Raw genomic sequence first — 18,837 nt, 5'->3', positions numbered from 1 at the left:
TTAGTCGCCGCCCGGCCGCACCGGGTGACGCGCACCGAAACACACCCGTGCCACGGATTCGGCGCGAGCGGCTCACGGCCCGAGCGCTTCGTCCAGACTGGCGTAGTAGCAGAACAGCGCGCGCACTCCGACCAGGTCGAGCACCCGGTCGATCTCGGCGTGACCCGACACCAAGCGCAGGTCGACGCCCTGTTCGGCGAGCTGTCGCTTGAATTCCCCCAGCGCGATGGCGGCCCGTATCCCGACGAAGCGGGTGGCACGGAAATCGACGACGACCGCCCGGCAGCCTCGCTCGGGGATCGAGTCGAGCGCGGCACACAGTTCGGGCAGTCCGGCCAGATCCAGTTCGCCGTCCACCACCAGCACCACGCAACTGCCGCGCATGGCCACCGACCGCCCCCCGGGCCGCCGCTTGTCGCGCATGTAGTGGTGAGTTCGCCCGACACCGGACCGCACAACGATTTTCGTCGACATCGCAGAACCTCCCAACGGGATGGTGTCCCACCTGTCGGCCGAACGGCACCGTCGAACGACGCCACCTGGTCGGTGCGATTCGCCCGAGAACCGCGTGGGACTGTGCTCGTCTGAAGATCTCAGCCTGCGGCCGGTCTTGTCCTTCGGTCCTCGGCGTCGCGCGATCGTAGCCACGATCCGCGGCCCCGGCCGCCCTCCTTAGTTGTGCACCAAGCATAGGCCGGTAGTCGATCGACTTTCACCCCTTGCGGAGAAGGACCTGTTCTACCTGCGCATGCTCGCCGGGGCCACGTGCTCGAAACCCCCTCGAATCCCCCTGCGGTTCGTCTGTCAAACCCTTCATCGATTCGCGTCACATCATCATCGGCATGCCCGGGAACATGCTGCTCAACAAGTCGCGCACCATCTCGAACATCTCCATGAACATATCCATCACCGCAAACACCTCCTCTCCGTTATCATCGAGCCGCTATTCGGCTACCCGGATCGGTATCGACCATGCCTTCGGACGACATCGGAGTGCGAGGGTTTCAGCCGTAGCGGCGCACGAGTTCGCGCTTGAGAATCTTGTGGCTCGGACCGAGGGGCAGTTGGTCGACGAACTCCACGCGACGCGGGTATTTGTACTTGGCCAGGCGTTCGCGGCCGAAGGCGACGACCTGCTCGGCGGTCAGCGGACCGTCGGCGACGACGACCGCGCAGATCTCCTCGCCGTAGGTCTCGTCGGGCAGGCCGATCACCGCGACCGCCTCGATGGCGGGGTGGTACAGCAGCGCCTCTTCCACCTCGCTGGGATAGACGTTGAAGCCGCCGCGGATGATCATGTCCTTGATCCGGTCGGCGATGGTCACGTACCCGCCCGCGTCCTTGACGCCGAGATCGCCCGTCCGGAACCAGCCCTGCACCACGGCGGCTGCGGTGGCGGCGGGATTGCCGATGTATCCGTTGAACACGTTGTGCCCCCGGATCACGATCTCGCCGAGTTCACCTGCGGGCAGCAGGACGATCTCGTCCCGCACGCCGGGATCCGCGATCTCCACCTCCACGCCCCACACCGCGTGCCCGACGGTGCCCGCTCGCGGCCCGAAGTCCGGCTGGTTCACCGCGGCGGTCGGCGAGGTCTCCGAGAGCCCGTAGCCCTCCAGAATCGGGGTGCCGAAGAGATCGTGGAAGGTCTCCAGCACCGGCTGCGGCAGCGACGCTCCGCCCGAGATGCACAAACGCAGTTGCGGCGCGCCGAGTTTCGTGGCGGAGGTGATCAACCGGACGTACATGGTCGGCACGCCGTGGAACGTGTTGACCCCCTCGGCGTGCATCAGCCGGATCGCCTCGTCGGGATCGAAACGAGGCTGCAGCACGAGCGTCGCGCCCGCGCGCCAGGTGGAGTTCATGGACACGGTCTGGCCGAAGATGTGGAACAGCGGGAGCGCGCCGAGTGCGACGTCATCGCTGCGCACGTCGTTGGCGTCGAAGGCGTTCACCGTCGCGTTCATGACCATGTTCAGATGGCTGAGCTCGGCGCCCTTCGGCTTGCCTGTGGTGCCGCTGGTGTAGAACACCACGGCGGGATCGCCCGGCGCGCGCGAGACGAACGAGCCGATCGGCTCCGCCACAAGAGTGTTCGGATCGTGACAGCCGATGCGCACCGCGGCCGCCGCGGCGTGCCCGACAGCGGCGACCTGCTCGTGGCACACCAGCAGCGTCGCCCTGCTGTCGCGCAGGACGTGCGCGACTTCCTCCGCCGTCAGCAGCAGGTGCACCGGGATCACCACGGCGCCCGCGGCGAGGATCGCGTAGTAGGCGCGCGGGAACTCGGCGGTGTTCGGGCACATCAGCGCGACGCGGTCACCGGGACGCACGCCGAGGTCGATCAGGGCGGCGGCCTGTTCGCGGGCCTGCGCCCACAACTCGGCGAATGTGATGCGCTGCCTGCCCTCGATCAACGCGATCCGGTCCGGGCGGCGGCGCGCCTGCTCGGCCAGGATGCTCGCCAACGACAGCGTGGCGTTCATGCCACCTCCAAAACTAACGACGCAAGTTTATGCCACCGTAGAGGAGGCAAACTAGCGGTGCAAGTTTTGTTTCCGCCCCTACTTGGCGGCGTGCAGCTCGATGGCCACGAGCAACTCGACGAGATCGTTGACGCTGCGGACGTTGCGGCCGGTGAGTTCCTGGATCCGCCGCAGGCGGTACTTGGCGGTGTTGTGGTGGATGCGCAGCGCGTCCGCGGCCTCGCGCAGGTTCATGTCGGCGGCGGCGAAGGCACGGATGGTGTCGGCGAGCATCCCGCCCCGCATCCGGTCCTCGGCCAATGCGGCGGCGATCCGCGGATCCACCAGCTGACGGACGGTGTCGTCGGCGCGCAGCATGAGATACCGGAACGGCGAAAGATGCGGCAGCGCGAGGACGCCGCCGTCCTCGGGCAACAGATCCAGCGCGGACCTGGCCTGCTGGTAGGCCCGCGAGAACTGGGCGATCTCGGTGAACGCGGTGCTGACGCCGATGGCGAGCGTGATGCCCTCGGCGTGCAGTTTGTCGCGGGTCCGCCGCAGCCGCGCGCACAGTTCGTCGGTGGCGCCGTCGCGACCGAGCGCGGGGAACGCGAGGATCTCCGGCCCGCGCACCACCGACAGCGTGCGCAGCCCGCTGACCCCGGTGCGCGCGAGCGCCGCCGAGGCGATGTGCCGGGCCGCCGCGTCGGAATCACCCGGCTCGCCGCGATCCGCCGTCCGCAACACGACCGCCGTCACCGCCACCATGGGCGTGGCCCGGTCTGTGCCGATGCCGTGTGCGTGCGCCATGGCCAGCTGCGGTCCCCGGTCGGGTAGCGCGCCGTCCAGCAGGCACTCCACCAGCTCCCGGCTGTCGCGCCCGGCCTCGGCGGAGAGGTACTGCTGGAATTCCAGGTAGGCATTGGCCGCCTGGGTGCTGATCAGGTCGCAGTAGCGGGTGAGCGGAACGACCATCGAGAGTGCCGCATCGCGCCCTGCCTCCGAATCGCCCGCGTGGGCGACCAGCGATTTCCAGATCGCCTGCTGGCCGATCCGGAACGCGGAGATGTAGTCGACGAGGGTCAGCCCGGACTGCGCGCGGCGCGCCGCGGCCCGCCGCGCGTAGGCGATGTCGGCGGCCGTCACGCGGCGCTTGTCCAGCAGCGCGCCGAGCCCGGTCCGGCACAGGCGGGTCAGCTGGTCGTGCACGTCGGCGTGGAAGGCGGTGTCCCGCGCCGCGTACCCGGGGACCTGCGACAGGATCGCGGACATGCCCGCGTCGGCGATGTCGTGCGCGTGCTCGAAGACGCTGCCGACGATCCGCGTGCGCTCGGCGTGGACCGGCGCGGAAACCCCGATCAAATGTGATCCAGCTGACATAACCGGCATACTCCACGGCCCTCGTCACGGGTGTCAACCGGGCCGAACGAGGCAGCCACCCCTGTCCACGCCGGACAAATCGCGCCGCCGAGATTGGGCCTCCGCGTCCGATGTGCGCCCTGACCAGCGTCTTTACGCTGACCACGATCCACAGGCCAGTCCGCGGAGACTGCGCCGACCCGCACCGAATTTTCACCCACGTCTCGGACGCGGGCCGGAGGACGAATGCTCGAGATATCCCACCTGACCGTTCGCTTCGGCGGCATCACCGCCCTGCACGACGTCGGCTTCGCCGTGGCGCCGGGCGAGATGGTCGGCTTGATCGGTCCGAACGGCGCGGGCAAGACCACCCTGTTCAACTGCCTGACCAGGCGGTACCAACCCACCGAGGGCACCATGCGTTACCAGGGCGAAGACCTGCTGACGGTCCGCCCGGACGCACTGGCCGGGCTCGGCATCGCCCGCACCTTCCAGAACCTCGGCTTGTTCCCCCGCATGTCGGTCCGGGACAACGTGCTCGTCGGCGCCCATCACCGGGCGTCCGCCGGTTTCGTCTCCGCGAGCCTGCGCCTGCCGCGGGTGCGACGGGAAGAGCGGCGGCTGCGCGCCGAGGTCGACGCTCTGCTGGAGCGCTTGGACCTGGCCGACGTCGCGGACCATCCGGCCGCGGGTCTGCCGTTCGGCACGCTCAAGCGGATCGAGCTGGCGCGCGCGCTGGCCGTCGGGCCGCGACTGCTGCTGCTGGACGAGCCGGTCAACGGACTCAGCCACGGTGAGGTCGACGTGTTCGCCGAGCGCCTGCGCGCCGTGCGCGCCGAGTTCGACCTCACGGTGATCGTCGTCGAACACCACATGGGATTCGTGATGGGCACCTGCGACCGGGTGGTGTGCCTGGAGTTCGGCAGGGTCATCGCCGAGGGCGAACCCGAAGCGGTGCAACGCGATCCGGCGGTCATCCGGGCCTACCTGGGGACGGCGGCATGACCGGCGAACCCTTCCTCACCGTCACCGACCTGCGCGCAGGCTACGGCGCCGCCAAGGTGCTGCACGGCCTGAGCTTCTCGGTGGCCCGCGGCGAGGTCTGCGCGATCCTCGGCCCCAACGGTGCGGGCAAGACGACCTTGTTGCGCGCCCTGTGCGGGATGATCCGGGTGCGCGGGACGGTCCGCCTCGACGACGGCGAGATCACCGGCCGCACACCCGAGGCGATCGCGCGGCTCGGCGTCGCGCACGTACCCGAGGGCCGGGGCACCTTCCTGCCGTTGACCGTCGAGGACAACCTGCGCCTCGGCGCCTATCAGCACCGCGACCGGGTGCGCACCGAGGCCGATCTGCGCCGGGTCTTCGACTTCTTCCCCATCCTGCGCGACAAGCTGCGCGACTCCGCGGGCGGACTGTCCGGCGGTCAGCAGCAGATGCTGGCGATCGGCAGGGCGCTCATGTCGCGGCCCCGGCTGCTGTTGCTGGACGAGCCATCGCTCGGCCTCTCGCCCCTGGTCACCCAGGAGCTTTTTCAAATCGTGCACACCATCAACGAAGAGGAGCGCACCACTGTGATCGTCGTCGAGCAGAACGCGCATCTGGCGCTCGGGACCGCGCACCGGGCGCACGTCCTGGAAACGGGCCGAATCGTCTTGTCCGGCACCGCGGCCCAGATCAAGGCCGACGAGCAGGTCGCCGAATCCTATCTCGGATACCGGATGTGACCATGACCGGATTTCTGCAACAACTCATCGAAGGCCTCACGGCCGGAGCGATCTACGCCGGGCTCGCGCTGGCGCTCGTGCTCATCTACCGGTTCACCGGCATCGTCAACTTCGCTCAGGGCGAGCTGGCCATGTTCTCGGCCTTCCTGGCCTGGCAGCTGGTCCAGAGCGGTCTGCCGTTCTGGGTGGCACTGCCCGCGACGCTGGTGGTGTCCTTCGCCGGCGGCATGCTGATCGAACGCGTGATCATCCGGCCCGTCGAGGGCGCACCGGAATTGACGCTGGTGATCGTCACCGTCGGCCTGTTCTTCTTCGTCAACGCCGCGGCGGGCTGGATCTGGTCCTACCAGGTCAAGTCGTTCCCGAATCCGTTCCCGGAGGGCGCTTTCCGGGCCGGTGGCGTTACCGCGGGATACGGCAGCCTCGGCGTGCTCGCCGTTGTCGCCGGGGTGATGGGCTTGCTGTACTTGCTGTTTCGCTACACCAAGATCGGCCTGGCGATGCGGGCCGTCGCCTGCAACCCGCAGTCGGCGCGGTTGGTCGGCATCCGGGTCGGCACCGTTCTCGCGCTCGGCTGGGGCCTCGCCGCGCTCGTCGGAGCGGTCTCCGGCGTGCTCTCGGCGCCGCTGCTGTTCCTCGAGCCGAACATGATGGGCGGCGTCCTGATCTACGCCTTCGCCGCGGCGACGCTCGGCGGCTTCGACAGCCCGGGCGGCGCGGTGGCGGGCGGTCTCATCGTCGGTGTCGCCGAAACCCTCACCGGCGCCTACCTGGACGTCATCGGCACCGAACTCAAGATCGGCGTGCCGCTGGTGATCATTCTCGGCGTCCTGCTGCTGCGGCCGCAGGGGCTGTTCGGAACCGCGGTGGTGGAACGGGTATGAGCGACATGGGAACTCAGAACACCGCCGTCGCGGCGGAAACGTCCTCGGTGCCGACCGAAACCGTCGCCCCGCGCACCGAGACGCGACGGCTGCGAATGCCGGACTGGTCCTGGCTCGCGATCGGCGCGCTGCTGCTGATCGCCTGTCTCGCACCGTTCCAGCTGGTGCCGTTCCGCACCTTCCAGCTGGCGCTGGCGATGATCTACGCGGTCGCACTGCTCGGCCTGAACGTGCTGGTCGGCCACACCGGCCAGATCTCGCTGGGGCACGGCGCGTTCTTCGCCGTCGGCGCGTACACCAGCGCGGTGCTGATGGATCGGTGGGACACACCGTATTTCGCGACCCTTCCGATCGCGGCGGCGGTGGCCTTCGCGCTCGGGTTCGCACTCGGCATCCCCGCGTTGCGGCTGCGCGGGCTGTACCTGGCGCTGGTCACCCTGGCTATCGCCATCTTCCTGGTGCCGCTGCTCAAGCGCTTCGAATCGGTCACCGGTGGTTCCATGGGGCTGACGCTGACCAAGCCCGCGGCGCCGGTGTGGACCGGGTTGGCCGAGGACCAGTGGCTGTACTTCCTCGCGCTGCTCGTCACCGTCATCGGTTTCGTCCTGGTCGCCGGGCTGCTGCGCTCGCGAGTCGGGCGGGCGCTGCACGCGATCCGCGACAACGAGATCGCGGCCGAGGTGATGGGCGTGCGCCTGGCCTTCTACAAGACCCTCGCCTTCGCCTGCGGCGCCATGCTCGCCGGTGCGGCGGGCTGCGTCTACACCTGGGTGATCGGCTTCGTCTCGCCGGACTCCTTCGCCGTCGGACTGTCGATCACGCTGCTGGCCGGGCTGGTCGTCGGCGGGCTCGGTGGTCAGTGGGGACCGCTGCTCGGCGGGCTGTTCGTGATGTACGTCCCGAGCTTCGCCCAGGACCTCAACCAGGCGGCACCTGGAGTGATCTTCGGACTGCTGATCATCGCGGTCATGTACCTCGCGCCGAACGGATTGGCCGGACTCCTCGGCCGCACGGCGCGCTGGCTCGAACATCTCGTTCGGAAAGGGAAGAACAATGCGCACTAAGGCAATCCGCGCCGCCGGCGTCGCGGCCGCCGTCCTGCTCGCGGTCTCCGCCTGCGGCGGCCGGGGCGACACGGGCAGCACCGTCGGGCAGGGCGAATGCCGTGGTCAGCAGACCACCGGCATCACCGACAGCAGCATCAAGCTGGGCGGGGTCTACCCGCTGTCGGGTCCCGCCTCCGCCTACGGCGAACTGCCCAAGGGCGTTCGCGCCTACTTCGACTACCTCAATGCCGAACACGGCGGGATCGGCGGCCGCGCTGTCGAATACCTGGTCCGCGACGACGGCTACCAGCCGCCGAAGACGGTCGAGGAGACCCGCCGTCTGGTGGAGCAGGATCAGGTGTTCGCCGTCTTCCAGACGCTGGGCACCCCGACTTCCTCCGCGGTGTGGGACTACCTCAACCAGCGCAAGGTGCCGCAGGTGTTCGTCGCGGGCGGTGCGACGAAATGGGGTGCGGACGAAGGACATCCGTGGACCATCGGCTGGCAGCCGAGCTACCGCGCCGAAGGCCGCGCCTTCGCGCAGTACGTCGGTCAGCAGAAGGCCGACGCGACCGTGGCCGTGCTCTACCAGAACGACGATTTCGGTAAGGACCTGCTGTCCAGCTTCACCGAGGCCGTCGCGGGCAGCGGCGTCCGGGTGGTGGCCGAGCAGAGCTACGAGGTCACCGATCCGACCGTGGAACCGCAGGTGCGCAACCTGGCCAACTCGAAAGCCGATGTGCTGCTGAACTTCTCCACGCCGAAGTTCGCCTCCCAGGCGCTGGCCGCCGAGCGGCGCAACACCGACTGGAACCCGCTGCACATCCTGACCCAGGTGGCCAACACCATCAGCACGCTCAAGCCGGTCGGCCTGGAGAACGCCCAGGGCGTGGTGTCGGCGGCATTCACCAAGGACCCATCCGACCCGCAGTGGTCGGCCGACGCCGCCATGCGCCACTACCAGGAGAAGCTGGCCAAGTACGCGCCCGGCGCCGACCCGACCAACCAGTACACGGTGGTCGGCTGGGCGGCCGCGGAGAGCTTCCACAAGACCATGGAAGCCGCGAAATGCCCCACCCGCGAAGGACTTCGCGACGCCATGCGCTCGCTCGACAATGTCGGCATCGACCTGCTGCTGCCCGGCATCACGCTGCAGACCGGCGAAGGCGACGCGTTCCCGATGGAGTCCCTGCGCATCCAGAGGTTCGAGGGTGACCACTGGGTGCTGACCGGCGACGTCATCAACACCGGCAAGTAACCACTCCCCCACCACGTGCCGCGGCGCATTCCGGCGTCGTCGGCAAGCACGAAGAAAAACCGATCGATGAGGATCAACAATGAAACTGCGAAACAGCGTCGTGACCGCAGCTCTGGCGGCCGTTGCCGTCGGTGTCTGCGGCGCGGGCGTCACCCACGCCCAGCCCGCCGAGGAACAGGGTGCGGTGCGCTACGAGGTCACCCGCCAGGGTGATTCCGCCGTAGTATCCATCGGCGACGGCAAGTTGCGCGTCGTCGCGGACCAGCTGGTGGTCACCGACGTGCACGACACCCCGGTCGCGACCGTGCCGCTCACCTACCGCATGGACGCCATGGCGTACCCGATCGCGGCGCGGGTCGAGGGTGACCGCGCGATCCTGACGCCGTCCCGCGAAGGCGGAACGCCCGTGGCCGCCGTGTCGGCGAACGAGGTCATCAGCCAGGAGCAGGCGGCCAAGCAGGTGGCCGAATCCTTCACCCCGCGTGACCAATCCGCGCTCGGCGTGTTCGCCCAGCGGATGACCATCAGCGCCGCGGTGAGCGCCGTCGTCGGCGCGGTCCTCGGCGGCGGCGTCGGCTGCCTGCTGGGCGGCGCGGCGGGTGCGACGGTCGCCAGCCCGGTGATCGCGCTGCTGCTCCCCTGGGTCGGCGCGACCATCGCCGGGTGCGTGCTCGGTGCGGCGACGCTGGGCGCGGTGGGCGCCATGGTCGGACTGATCACGGTGGGCGGTCCGATCGCGCTGTTCTCGGCGTTCCAGTACTTCTCCACCATCATCACCCCCTGCCCGGCGGAACTGCCTTACTGCAAGGACCCCTCGGTTCCGGCTCCCCCGAAGTAACACCGCAACAACAGATCACGCAGGCCTGTCCGGCGCACCGCCGGGCAGGCCTGCGCGGCGGTGCCGTGCGCCGCCCCGACGAGGAAGGAAATCATCGTGCGCAGAACAATTTTCGAGGCCGACCACGAGGCGTTCCGGGAGACCGTCCGGTCGTTCATCGAATCCGAGGTCGTCCCGGAGTACGACAAGTGGTATGCCGACGGCATCGTGCCCCGCGACTTCTACCGCAAGCTCGGCGAACTCGGCGTGTTCGGCATCGAGGTCCCCACCGAGTACGGCGGCGCCGGTATCGAATCGTTCTCCTTCCAAGCTGTGCTCACCGAGGAGATCGCGCGCGCCGCGGTGTCCTTCGGCGGCTCCAGTGTGCATGTGTCGCTGTGCCTTCCGTACCTGAAGGCGCTGGCCACCGAGGAGCAGAAGCAGCGCTGGCTGCCCGGGTTCGTCAGCGGCGAGACGATGTTCGCCATCGCCATGACCGAACCGGGCACCGGCTCGGATCTCGCGGGCATCCGCACCACCGCGACCCTGTCCGAGGACGGCACGCACTACGTGCTGAACGGCGCCAAGACCTTCATCACCGGCGGCGTGCACGCGGACCGGGTCATCGTGTGCGCGCGCACCGCGCCGACGACGGCGGAGGACCGCCGCTACGGCCTGTCCCTGCTCGTGGTGGACACCAGCTCGCCCGGCTACTCCGTCGGCCGCAAACTCGACAAGCTGGGGCTCAAGGTCTCCGACACCGCCGAACTCACCTTCACCGACGTCCGGGTGCCCGCCGAAGATCTGCTCGGCGAGGAGCATCGCGGCTTCTCCTACCTCGGCCAGAACCTGCCCCAGGAGCGGCTCAGCATCGCCGTCGGCGCCTACGCCCAGGCCAAGGCGGCCATCCGCTTCGCGCACCAATACACCAGGGACCGGCTGGTTTTCGCCAAGCCGGTGGCCAGTTTCCAGAACACCAAGTTCGAGCTGGCGGCCTGCCGCGCCGAGGTGGACGCGGCCGAAGCGGTCGTCGATCGGGCCTTGGCCGCGCACGACCGCGGCGAGCTGACCGCCGCCGACGCCGCCTCGGCGAAGCTGTTCTGCACCGAGACCGCCTCCCGCGTGATCGACCGCTGCCTGCAGTTGCACGGCGGCTACGGCTACATCACCGAATATCCGATCGCCCGGCTCTACGCCGACAACCGGGTCAACCGGATCTACGGCGGCACCAGCGAGGTGATGCGCATGATCATCGCCAAAGATATGGGCCTGTAACGGATTTCAGCGCGTGCCCGCCGTGGGCTCGGGCGGGGTCGGCAGCACCTGTTCGGCCACCTCGAGCACGGCGGCCAGCGCGCGCGAGGTGTTGTCCGCCCGCCAGGCCAGCGCGGACGCGAGCGCGGGAACGTCGCCGCGCAACTCCTTGTAGACCATGCCGGACCGATGGATGTGCTGCACCGAGGAGAGCGTCAGCGTCACGCCGACCCCGGCGGCGACCAGGTCGAGGATGGTGTACGAGTCCGGCGCCTCCTGCACGATGCGCGGCGTGAACCCGGCGTCGAGCGCCGTGCGCACCAGATGGTCGCGCACGCTGGACCCCTGCGTGCCGGGGAAAGTGACGAAGGCGTCGTCGGCGAGGTCGGCGACATCGAGGTCGGGGGCGTCGGCGAGCGGATGCTCCGCGGGCAGCGCCGCGACCAGCCGCTCGTACTGGATCACCCGCACGGCGACGCCCTCGCGCCGCACCGGCAGCCGGACGAAGCCGAGATCCAGCTCGCGCGCCGCGACCAGGTTCAGCGCGGCGCCCGCGTAGGTCTGTCCGCGCAGGCGCACCTCGATGCCGGGGTGCGCCGCGCGCACCGCCCTGGTCAGCGTCGGCAGCGCCTCGTGGCTGCTGGCGCCCGCGAAGCCGATCGAGACCCGGCCGACCTCGCCGCGCCCCGAGGCGACCGCCGCCCGCCTGGCCAGCTCGAGGTCGTCGAGCACCTTGCGCGCGTGCGGCAACAGCACCTCGCCCGCGGCGGTGAGCCGCACCGAACGGGTGTTCCGCTCGAACAGCGCGACCCCGAGTTCCTTTTCCAGCGCCCGGATCTGCTGGCTGAGCGGCGGCTGGGCCATGTGCAGGCGTTCGGCCGCACGACCGAAGTGCAACTCCTCGGCGACCGCGACGAACCCGGCCAGATGACGGAACTCCACGACATCCTCATTCGGTAGAAATCAGTATTACTGCATTGCGAATTAAGTATTGGACTATATCGGTCGAACCAGGCACCGTGGGGACCGTCCCGAACGAAGGAGCGCGATGCCCCGGCCCAAGCAGCTGACGATGCGCGAGGCCATCGCCGCGTTCGTCGACGACGGCGCCACCGTGGCACTGGAGGGATTCACCCATTCCATCCCAGTCGCCGCCGGGCACGAGCTGATCCGGCAGCGCAGGCGCGACCTGACGCTGGTCAGGATGACGCCCGACATCGTCTTCGATCAGCTGATCGCGGCGGGCGCGGCGCGAAAGATGATCTTCTCGTTCACCGGCAACAGCTCGGTCGGCTCGCTGCACGCCATCCGCAGGGCCGTGGAGCGCCGGGAACCGCGCGGCCTGGAGATCGAGGAGTACAGCCACTTCGGCCTGCTCGCCCGCTATCTCGCCGGCGCCGCGAATCTTCCCTTCTACCCGCTGCATTCGTACGCGGGCAGTGATCTGCCCGCGCACAATCCGCGCATCGCCAAGGTGGTGTCGCCGTTTCCCGCCCCGGACGGCGGCATCGAGGAGATCCACGTGGTTCCGCCGATCCGGCCCGATGTCGCGATCCTGCACGCGCAGCGCGCGGACCGCGCGGGCAACGTCCAGGCGTGGGGCATCCTCGGCCCGCTACAGGAGGTGGCGTTCGCGTCGGCCCGCACCATCGTGGTGGTCGAGGAGATCGTCGACGACGAGGTGATCCGCGCCGACCCGAACCGCACCGTCATCCCCGGGTTCGCGGTCGATGCGGTCGTCGAGTGCCCACGCGGCGCGCATCCCTCCTTCGTGCAGGGCTACTACGACCGCGACAACGACTTCTACCGGTCCTGGCCCGAGATCAGCAAGGATCCCGCCGCGCTGGACCGCTGGCTGCACGAATGGATTTACGACTTGCCCGATCACGCCGCCTACCTGGACAAGCTCGGCCCGGAATACTTCGATCGCCTCGTCCCGGAACCCGCACTGTCCCATCCCGTCGACTACGGATGCACACGATGACCCAGGCAGCACCGACGACGCGCGCCCACACCACGAGCGAACTGCTCGCCGTCCTCAGTGCCCGCCACCTGCGCGGCAAACAGCGGGTCTTCGCCGGCATCGGCCTGCCGACCCTCGCCGTGGCGCTCGCGCGGGCGACCACCTCGCCCGACCTCGAGCAGGTGTACGAGTCGGGCGTCTGCGGAGCGCATCCGCCGCGCCTGCCCCAGACCATCGGCGACGCGCCGCTGGCCACCGGGGCCGAGGCGATTCTCGGAATGCACGCGCTCTTCGGGTACGTCCTCCAGGGCGGCTACATCGACGTCGGTTTCCTCGGGGCGGCACAGATCGACCGCTTCGGCAGCCTCAACAGCACCGTGATCGGCGACTACGCGGCCCCGACCACCCGATTGCCCGGCGCGGGCGGAGCCACCGAGGTGATGGCGAACGCGGACGAGGTCTTCGTGGTCCTGCGTCGACACGACCCGCGCTCGTTCGTCGATCGGCTCGATTTCACCACCAGCCCAGCGCCGTCGGTGGCGCGCCGGGCGGAGCCGCGGGTGCGCACTCGCGGTCGCGGCGTGACAACCGTGATCACTCCGCTCGGTGTGCTCACCGCAGACGCCGACGGCGAATTGTGCCTCGCCGCAGTGCATCCCGGCGTCTCCGTCGAGCAGGTTGTGGCCGCCACCGGCTGGCCGCTCCGGGTGGCCGACAACGTCACCGTCACCGAACCCCCGACCGCGGCGGAACTCGACCTGCTGCGCACCACCATCGATCCGACCAGGGTGTACCTCCGATGAACCAACGAAGTGAGCGAATCATGTGCCAGCGCGCATCGCGCATGCCGGAGCCGAGCGCCAGCGAGGCGCGGGCATGACCGAACCTTCCGTTCTCCGTTCCGATCTGTCCGGCGAACACGCGGGCATCTGTGTGCTGCGCATCTCCCGGCCGCAGGCCCGCAACGCGCTGAACTCTTTCACGAAAACGTCCCTCGCCGAGGAGCTTTCGGCCGCCGATGCCGACCCCGCGGTGCGCGCCATCGTCCTCACCGGCGACGCGGGCGTCTTCGTCGCGGGCACGGACCTGAAGGAGATGAGCACGTATCGGCCGACCGATCTGTTCGCTCAGGAGACCGGCAAGGTGTTCTCGGTGCTCGACGAACTCGGCACACCGGTGATCGCCGCGGTCGAAGGCTATGCGTTCGGCGGCGGATGCGAACTCGCCATGGCGTGCGATCTCGTGGTCGCCGGGACGTCCGCGCGGTTCGGGCAGCCGGAGATCCGGGTCGGGCTCATTCCCGGTGCGGGCGGATTGAGCCGCCTCGTGCAGCGGGCCGGGCGGGCCCGCGCGCTGCGGATGGTGCTGACCGGCGAACCGATCGACGCCGCCACCGCCCAGCAGATCGGGATCGTCGCCGACATCGTGCCCGACGGCACCGCGCTGGACGCGGCCGTCGAGATCGCGGCGACCATCCTGCGCCAGCCGCCGTTGAACATCCGCGCGATTCGCAGCATCGCGCGGCACGCCGAGAACGCTCCGTTGAACACCGCGATCACCTTGGAGCGCACGACCTTTCAGATGTTGTTCGATACCGCCGATCATGCCGAGGGCATCGCCGCCTTCCTCGCCAAGCGCACACCGACCTACGAAGGACACTGATGGAACCGATCGAACGCATCCGCATCGTCGGGGCGGGCGCGATGGGCCGCGGCATCGCCCAGGTCGCCGCGACCGCCGGATACCGGGTCGAGCTGACCGACGCCAACGCGGCCTCTGTCCCGGCCGCGCTCGAGTTCGTCGCGGCGATGATCCAGCGGTCCGTCGACAAGGGCAAGCGTGACGCCGACGAGGCCGCGGCCATCCTTGCGCGGCTCACCGCGGGCACGGCCCCGACCGCCCCCGGCGCCGACATCGATCTCGTGATCGAGGCCGTGGTCGAGAGCCTTCCGGTCAAGCAGGCGATCTTCGCCGAACTGGAGACCGCGACACCGAACGCCGTGCTCGCCTCCAACACCAGTTCGCTGTCCATCACGGCGATCGCGTCGACACTGCACGATCCCGCCCGGATGATCGGGCTGCACTTCTTCAATCCGGTGCCGCTGATGGCGCTGGTGGAGGTCGTTCCCGGCCTGCGCACCACGCCCGAACTGGTCGACACCGCAACGTCTTTCGTGACCCGGCTGGGTCACACCCCGATCCTGGCGCGAGACACCCCCGGATTCCTCGTCAACCACCTCGGGCGCGCGCTGCCCAGCGAGTCGCTGGCCATCCTGTCCGAACAGATCGCCGCCCCTGCCGATATCGACCGCATCGTCCGCGATACGCTCGGCTTGCGGATGGGCCCGTTCGAGCTGATGGATCTCACCGGACTGGACGTCAGCCATACCGTGATGGAGACCGTCTCCGCGGGGTTCTACGGTGATCCGCGGCTGCGGCCCTCCCCGATCGCGGCCGCCCGCGTCGCCGCCGGTCTGCTCGGCCGCAAGACGGGCGAAGGGTTCTATCGCTACCGAGACGGCGCACCGGTGCTCCCCGCCGAGCCCGAGATCACGCCGGACGCCCTGGCCACCCCGGTCCACGTTCACGATCACCCCGATTTCGCTGCGGCGCTGCGCCGTTCCGGCGCGACGGTGCTCGACTCTCCCGATGCCGACGCGGTGTCTCTCGTGCTGCCGGTCGGCCAACCGACCTACCGGGTCACCGCACGCTACGGCCTCGACCCCGCCCGCACCCTCGGCATCGATCCGCTCGGGCTGGATCGCCGCCGCCTCACCGTGATCGTGCCCGGAAGTGTCGATCCGCTCGTCGCCGCACCGGCATTGCGCGTCCTGGCCGCCGCCGGCTACACACCGACGCCGACCGCGGATGGCACCGCCCCTGTCGCGCAACGGATCCTGGCCGCGATCGTGAACCTGTCCTGCGCCCTCGCCGAGCACGGCATCGGCACACCCGAGGACATCGACCGCGGCGCGCGCCTGGGCCTCGGCTATCCGCTCGGCCCGCTGGAACTCGGCGAATCCGTCGGCGCCGAACGCGTCACCGCGATCCTCGACGGCCTGTACGCCTACACCCGCGATCCCCGCTACCGGGCGAGCACTTGGCTGCGCACCCGCGCCGAGCAGCCAATTCCCCTGCACACCGTGGGCACCCGCCCCGAAGACCTGCTCACGAACCGAGGAACCGATGTTCGTTCTCTCTGACACGCACCGCGAAATCCGCGCGCTGGCCGCGGATTTCGTCGACAGCGAGATAACCCCGCACGCCCGCGACTGGGACCGCGTCGAAAGCGTCGACCTCTCGATCGTCCAGCGGCTCGGCGAACTCGGCTTCCTCGGGCTCGGCATCGCCGAGGAATTCGGCGGCACCGAGGTCGACATGCTCTCCTACGTCCTGGTCTGCGAGGAACTGGGGCGCGGCGATTCCGCCGTGCGCGGCATCGTCTCGGTGTCGCTCGGCCTCGTCACCAAGTCCATTGCCGCGCATGGCACCGACGAGCAGAAACGCCGCTGGCTCCCCGAGCTCACCGCGGGACGCGCGCTCGGCTGCTTCGCGCTCACCGAACCCGACAGCGGCTCCGACGCGGGCTCGCTGCGCACCAGGGCCGTGCGCGACGGCGACGACTGGGTGCTCTCCGGCGAGAAAATGTTCATCACCAACGGCACCTGGGCGAAGGTCGCCCTGGTGTTCGCGCGCACCTCGGCCGAGGGCAGCAAAGGCATCACCGCGTTCCTCGTGCCCACGGACACACCGGGTTTCACGGCGACGACCATCCACGGCAAGCTCGGGCTGCGCGGGCAGGCCACGGCGGCGCTGTCGCTCCAGGAGGTCCGGGTGCCCGACTCGGCGCGGCTCGGCGCGGTTGGCAAGGGTCTCAGTATCGCTCTGGGCGCCTTGGCCAAAGGACGTATCTCCGTGGCGGCGGGCAGTGTCGGGGTCGCGCAGGCGGCCCTCGACGCCGCGGTGCGCTATTCGACCGAGCGCACCCAGTTCGGCAAACCCATCGCCGCCAAACAGCTCGTCCAGGAGTTGCTCGCCGACTCCGCGCTGGACGTCGAATCGGCCCGCCTGCTGACGTGGAAGGCCGCCGCCCTCGTCGATTCCGGAGCATCGCGGGACGAGGTGCAGCTCGCCTCGTCCATGGCCAAGCTCGCGGCCAGCGAGACCGCCGTGCGGGTGAGCAACAACTGCCTGCAGGTGTTCGGCGGCTACGGCTTCATCGATGAGTACCCGATGGGCAAATACCTGCGCGACGCGCGCGTGCTCACCCTCTACGAAGGCACGAGCCAACTCCAGAAGCTCGTCATCGGCCGCGCCCTCACCGGCATCGACGCGATGTGATCGCCCCTCCCGAAGGACAACCCATGCCCGACGCAGTCATCTGCGAACCGCTGCGCACCCCCGTCGGCCGCTTCGGTGGCGTATTGAAAGACATTCCGCCGCAACAGCTCGCCAGCACTCTCATCGCGGAACTGGTGCGACGCACCGGTATCGACGGCGACCGGATCGACGACGTGATTCTCGGGCAGGCCTCGCCCAACGGCGAAGCGCCTGCCATCGGCCGGATCGCCGCGCTCGACGCGGGCCTCGGCATCGATGTGCCCGGCCTGCAAGTCGATCGGCGCTGCGGCTCCGGACTCCAGGCGGTCATCCAGGCGTGCCTGCAAGTCGGTTCCGGCGGAAGCGATCTCGTGCTGGCGGGTGGCGTGGAGTCGATGAGCCAGACCGAGTTCTACGCGACCGGAATGCGGTGGGGCGTCAAGGGCGACGGTGTCGCACTTGCGGACCGGCTCGCACGGGCGCGCGTCACCGCGGGCGGACGCGACTTCCCTGTGCCGGGCGGCATGATCGAGACCGCGGAGAACCTGCGCGCCGAATTCGCAATCAGCCGGGCGGATCAGGATGAGCTGGCCGCGCTCTCACACCACCGCGCCGTAGCCGCCCAGCGCGCAGGACGATTCGCGGACGAGATCGTCGGCATCCCTGTCCCGCAACGCCGTTCGGCGCCGAACGTGGTCGACACCGACGAACACCCGCGCGCCGACACCACCGTCGAAACGCTGTCCGCACTGCGACCGATCCGCGCCGCCGTCGACCCCGAATCCACCGTCACCGCAGGCAATTCCAGCGGCCAGAACGACGGCGCGGCACTGTGCCTGGTCACCACGCCGGAACACGCACGCAAGCTGGGCCTTCGCCCGCTCGCCCGGCTGGCGTCCTGGGTGGTGGCGGGTGTCGCACCGCGCACCATGGGGATCGGCCCGATACCCGCGACCGAACACGCCCTCACCCGCGCGGGACTCACTCTCGCCGACATGGACGTCATCGAACTGAACGAAGCCTTCGCCGCCCAGGTACTGGCCGTGCTGCGCCGGTGGAACATCGAACCCGACGACCCTCGCCTCAACCCCAACGGCTCCGGCATCTCCCTCGGCCACCCCGTCGGCGCAACCGGCGCCCGCATCCTCGCCACCCTGCTCCGCGAAATGGACCGGCGCGAGGCACGATACGGCTTGGAGACGATGTGCATCGGCGGCGGCCAGGGCCTAGCCGCGGTCTTCGAACGCCTGCCCTGATCCCGACCGCTACACCGCCCCGGCGGCTTGTCCCGTGGGGCGGCTGGGTCGGTGGCGACCGAGATCAGCTGCCGCTGCCGCTGCCGCCACTGGATCCGCCGAGACCACCACGCTCCGTGGTGGTCGGGGTCGGGGGTTTGGCTGCCGACGGCTGCGGGAGCGTTGTCCGCGGCGGCGACTGGGTGGTGGGCGGTGTGGTCCGCGGCGCGGTCGTGGTCACCGACGCTGCCGGCTTGGGTGCTTTGCGGGGTTCGGCGGATCCGCATCCCGTGGCGATCAGCGAGGCGGCCACCGCAGCAGGCAGCGCATACGCGACTCGCCGCGACATGCGCCGCCCGCTGGCACCGAGATTCCCAGATGACTTGCCGCGCACAGACTTCCCCCCTTGTTGCCGATCGAGCGGACCGATCTTAACAACAGGCGAAGAGAGGGCGAATCGTGGGCGACCGCGGCCGCGCAGGAGCAGATCCGGACCCGGGCCGACGCCG

Annotated in this window: 17 protein-coding genes; 13 read left to right on the top strand and 4 right to left on the bottom strand. The window is 69.4% G+C overall.

Translation table 11 applies throughout. The annotated features are described in order from the left end of the window. Nucleotides 1-72: 72 nt before the first annotated feature. The 3 genes from NL1_RS07720 to NL1_RS07710 form a co-directional block, all read right to left on the bottom strand. Nucleotides 73-474, bottom strand: a complete 402-nt coding sequence (locus NL1_RS07720) for an STAS domain-containing protein (protein ID WP_067835814.1) — start codon at nt 472-474, stop codon at nt 73-75. A 530-nt stretch (nt 475-1,004) separates the two neighbouring features. Further along, nucleotides 1,005-2,486 (bottom strand): long-chain-fatty-acid--CoA ligase, encoded by a 1,482-nt coding sequence (locus tag NL1_RS07715; RefSeq protein WP_067835812.1) that lies wholly within the window; start codon nt 2,484-2,486, stop codon nt 1,005-1,007. A 78-nt stretch (nt 2,487-2,564) separates the two neighbouring features. Then, nucleotides 2,565-3,845, bottom strand: a complete 1,281-nt coding sequence (locus NL1_RS07710; RefSeq protein WP_067835807.1) for a PucR family transcriptional regulator — start codon at nt 3,843-3,845, stop codon at nt 2,565-2,567. 225 nt (nt 3,846-4,070) lie between these two features. Here NL1_RS07710 and NL1_RS07705 point away from each other — a divergent pair, with 225 nt between their 5' ends. The 7 genes from NL1_RS07705 to NL1_RS07675 all read left to right on the top strand — a co-directional run bounded on the left by NL1_RS07705 (nt 4,071) and on the right by NL1_RS07675 (nt 10,831). Then, a complete protein-coding gene (locus NL1_RS07705; protein WP_067835806.1) occupies nt 4,071-4,829 on the top strand; it encodes an ABC transporter ATP-binding protein in 759 nt (252 codons plus the stop codon). Further along, nucleotides 4,826-5,551 (top strand): ABC transporter ATP-binding protein, encoded by a 726-nt coding sequence (locus NL1_RS07700; RefSeq protein WP_067835804.1) that lies wholly within the window; start codon nt 4,826-4,828, stop codon nt 5,549-5,551. The genes NL1_RS07705 and NL1_RS07700 overlap by 4 nt, the downstream gene beginning before the upstream one ends. 2 nt (nt 5,552-5,553) lie before the next feature. Beyond that, nucleotides 5,554-6,435 carry a branched-chain amino acid ABC transporter permease gene (locus NL1_RS07695; protein ID WP_067835803.1) on the top strand — a complete coding sequence of 294 codons (882 nt, stop codon included), beginning with the start codon at nt 5,554-5,556 and terminating at the stop codon, nt 6,433-6,435. After that, nucleotides 6,432-7,499: a branched-chain amino acid ABC transporter permease gene (locus tag NL1_RS07690; RefSeq protein WP_067835801.1), complete on the top strand. Its 1,068-nt coding sequence runs from the start codon at nt 6,432-6,434 to the stop codon at nt 7,497-7,499. Before NL1_RS07695 ends, NL1_RS07690 begins: the two co-directional genes overlap by 4 nt. Next, the gene (locus tag NL1_RS07685) at nt 7,489-8,739 is read left to right on the top strand and encodes an ABC transporter substrate-binding protein (protein ID WP_067835799.1); all 1,251 of its coding nucleotides are present in this window, start codon (nt 7,489-7,491) and stop codon (nt 8,737-8,739) included. Before NL1_RS07690 ends, NL1_RS07685 begins: the two co-directional genes overlap by 11 nt. A 79-nt stretch (nt 8,740-8,818) precedes the next feature. Further along, nucleotides 8,819-9,577 carry a DUF8020 domain-containing protein gene (locus tag NL1_RS07680; protein ID WP_067835797.1) on the top strand — a complete coding sequence of 253 codons (759 nt, stop codon included), beginning with the start codon at nt 8,819-8,821 and terminating at the stop codon, nt 9,575-9,577. Nucleotides 9,578-9,673: 96 nt separating this feature from the next. Further along, complete coding sequence (locus NL1_RS07675) at nt 9,674-10,831, top strand: acyl-CoA dehydrogenase family protein (RefSeq protein ID WP_067835901.1); 1,158 nt, start codon at nt 9,674-9,676, stop codon at nt 10,829-10,831. A gap of 6 nt (nt 10,832-10,837) precedes the next feature. Here the strand turns inward: NL1_RS07675 and NL1_RS07670 are convergent, their stop codons facing one another. Next, complete coding sequence (locus NL1_RS07670; protein WP_067835795.1) at nt 10,838-11,752, bottom strand: LysR substrate-binding domain-containing protein; 915 nt, start codon at nt 11,750-11,752, stop codon at nt 10,838-10,840. Between the two features lie 106 nt (nt 11,753-11,858). Here NL1_RS07670 and NL1_RS07665 point away from each other — a divergent pair, with 106 nt between their 5' ends. The 6 genes from NL1_RS07665 to NL1_RS07640 all read left to right on the top strand — a co-directional run bounded on the left by NL1_RS07665 (nt 11,859) and on the right by NL1_RS07640 (nt 18,349). Beyond that, nucleotides 11,859-12,794 carry a CoA transferase subunit A gene (locus tag NL1_RS07665; RefSeq protein ID WP_067835790.1) on the top strand — a complete coding sequence of 312 codons (936 nt, stop codon included), beginning with the start codon at nt 11,859-11,861 and terminating at the stop codon, nt 12,792-12,794. After that, complete coding sequence (locus tag NL1_RS07660) at nt 12,791-13,576, top strand: CoA-transferase subunit beta (protein WP_067835788.1); 786 nt, start codon at nt 12,791-12,793, stop codon at nt 13,574-13,576. Before NL1_RS07665 ends, NL1_RS07660 begins: the two co-directional genes overlap by 4 nt. Before the next feature lie 73 nt (nt 13,577-13,649). Then, a complete protein-coding gene (locus tag NL1_RS07655; RefSeq protein ID WP_067835898.1) occupies nt 13,650-14,435 on the top strand; it encodes an enoyl-CoA hydratase-related protein in 786 nt (261 codons plus the stop codon). Then, nucleotides 14,435-15,976 carry a 3-hydroxyacyl-CoA dehydrogenase gene (locus tag NL1_RS07650; RefSeq protein ID WP_067835786.1) on the top strand — a complete coding sequence of 514 codons (1,542 nt, stop codon included), beginning with the start codon at nt 14,435-14,437 and terminating at the stop codon, nt 15,974-15,976. Before NL1_RS07655 ends, NL1_RS07650 begins: the two co-directional genes overlap by 1 nt. Beyond that, on the top strand, nt 15,960-17,114 hold the full coding sequence (locus tag NL1_RS07645; protein WP_067835784.1) for an acyl-CoA dehydrogenase family protein: 1,155 nt from the start codon (nt 15,960-15,962) through the stop codon (nt 17,112-17,114). Before NL1_RS07650 ends, NL1_RS07645 begins: the two co-directional genes overlap by 17 nt. Before the next feature lie 23 nt (nt 17,115-17,137). Then, a complete protein-coding gene (locus NL1_RS07640; RefSeq protein ID WP_067835782.1) occupies nt 17,138-18,349 on the top strand; it encodes an acetyl-CoA C-acetyltransferase in 1,212 nt (403 codons plus the stop codon). Nucleotides 18,350-18,837 lie beyond the last annotated feature (488 nt).

It is taken from the genome of Nocardia lijiangensis NBRC 108240 (genome assembly GCF_001613045.1).
GTDB classification, from domain to species: Bacteria; Actinomycetota; Actinomycetes; order Mycobacteriales; family Mycobacteriaceae; genus Nocardia; species Nocardia lijiangensis.
The sequence above is the reverse complement of the archived record's forward strand: the minus strand, read 5'-3'. Positions and strand labels throughout refer to the sequence as shown.

What these genes read in the sequence shown, in the direction of transcription:
- NL1_RS07710 (WP_067835807.1), bottom strand. Translation starts at nt 3,845, where the DNA reads ATGTCAGCTGGATCACATTTGATCGGGGTTTCCGCGCCGGTCCACGCC.
- NL1_RS07645 (WP_067835784.1), top strand. Translation starts at nt 15,960, where the DNA reads ATGTTCGTTCTCTCTGACACGCACCGCGAAATCCGCGCGCTGGCCGCG.
- NL1_RS07695 (WP_067835803.1), top strand. Translation starts at nt 5,554, where the DNA reads ATGACCGGATTTCTGCAACAACTCATCGAAGGCCTCACGGCCGGAGCG.
- NL1_RS07665 (WP_067835790.1), top strand. Translation starts at nt 11,859, where the DNA reads ATGCCCCGGCCCAAGCAGCTGACGATGCGCGAGGCCATCGCCGCGTTC.
- NL1_RS07715 (WP_067835812.1), bottom strand. Translation starts at nt 2,486, where the DNA reads ATGAACGCCACGCTGTCGTTGGCGAGCATCCTGGCCGAGCAGGCGCGC.
- NL1_RS07690 (WP_067835801.1), top strand. Translation starts at nt 6,432, where the DNA reads ATGAGCGACATGGGAACTCAGAACACCGCCGTCGCGGCGGAAACGTCC.
- NL1_RS07685 (WP_067835799.1), top strand. Translation starts at nt 7,489, where the DNA reads ATGCGCACTAAGGCAATCCGCGCCGCCGGCGTCGCGGCCGCCGTCCTG.
- NL1_RS07655 (WP_067835898.1), top strand. Translation starts at nt 13,650, where the DNA reads ATGACCGAACCTTCCGTTCTCCGTTCCGATCTGTCCGGCGAACACGCG.
- NL1_RS07650 (WP_067835786.1), top strand. Translation starts at nt 14,435, where the DNA reads ATGGAACCGATCGAACGCATCCGCATCGTCGGGGCGGGCGCGATGGGC.
- NL1_RS07640 (WP_067835782.1), top strand. Translation starts at nt 17,138, where the DNA reads ATGCCCGACGCAGTCATCTGCGAACCGCTGCGCACCCCCGTCGGCCGC.
- NL1_RS07705 (WP_067835806.1), top strand. Translation starts at nt 4,071, where the DNA reads ATGCTCGAGATATCCCACCTGACCGTTCGCTTCGGCGGCATCACCGCC.
- NL1_RS07700 (WP_067835804.1), top strand. Translation starts at nt 4,826, where the DNA reads ATGACCGGCGAACCCTTCCTCACCGTCACCGACCTGCGCGCAGGCTAC.
- NL1_RS07680 (WP_067835797.1), top strand. Translation starts at nt 8,819, where the DNA reads ATGAAACTGCGAAACAGCGTCGTGACCGCAGCTCTGGCGGCCGTTGCC.
- NL1_RS07660 (WP_067835788.1), top strand. Translation starts at nt 12,791, where the DNA reads ATGACCCAGGCAGCACCGACGACGCGCGCCCACACCACGAGCGAACTG.
- NL1_RS07720 (WP_067835814.1), bottom strand. Translation starts at nt 474, where the DNA reads ATGTCGACGAAAATCGTTGTGCGGTCCGGTGTCGGGCGAACTCACCAC.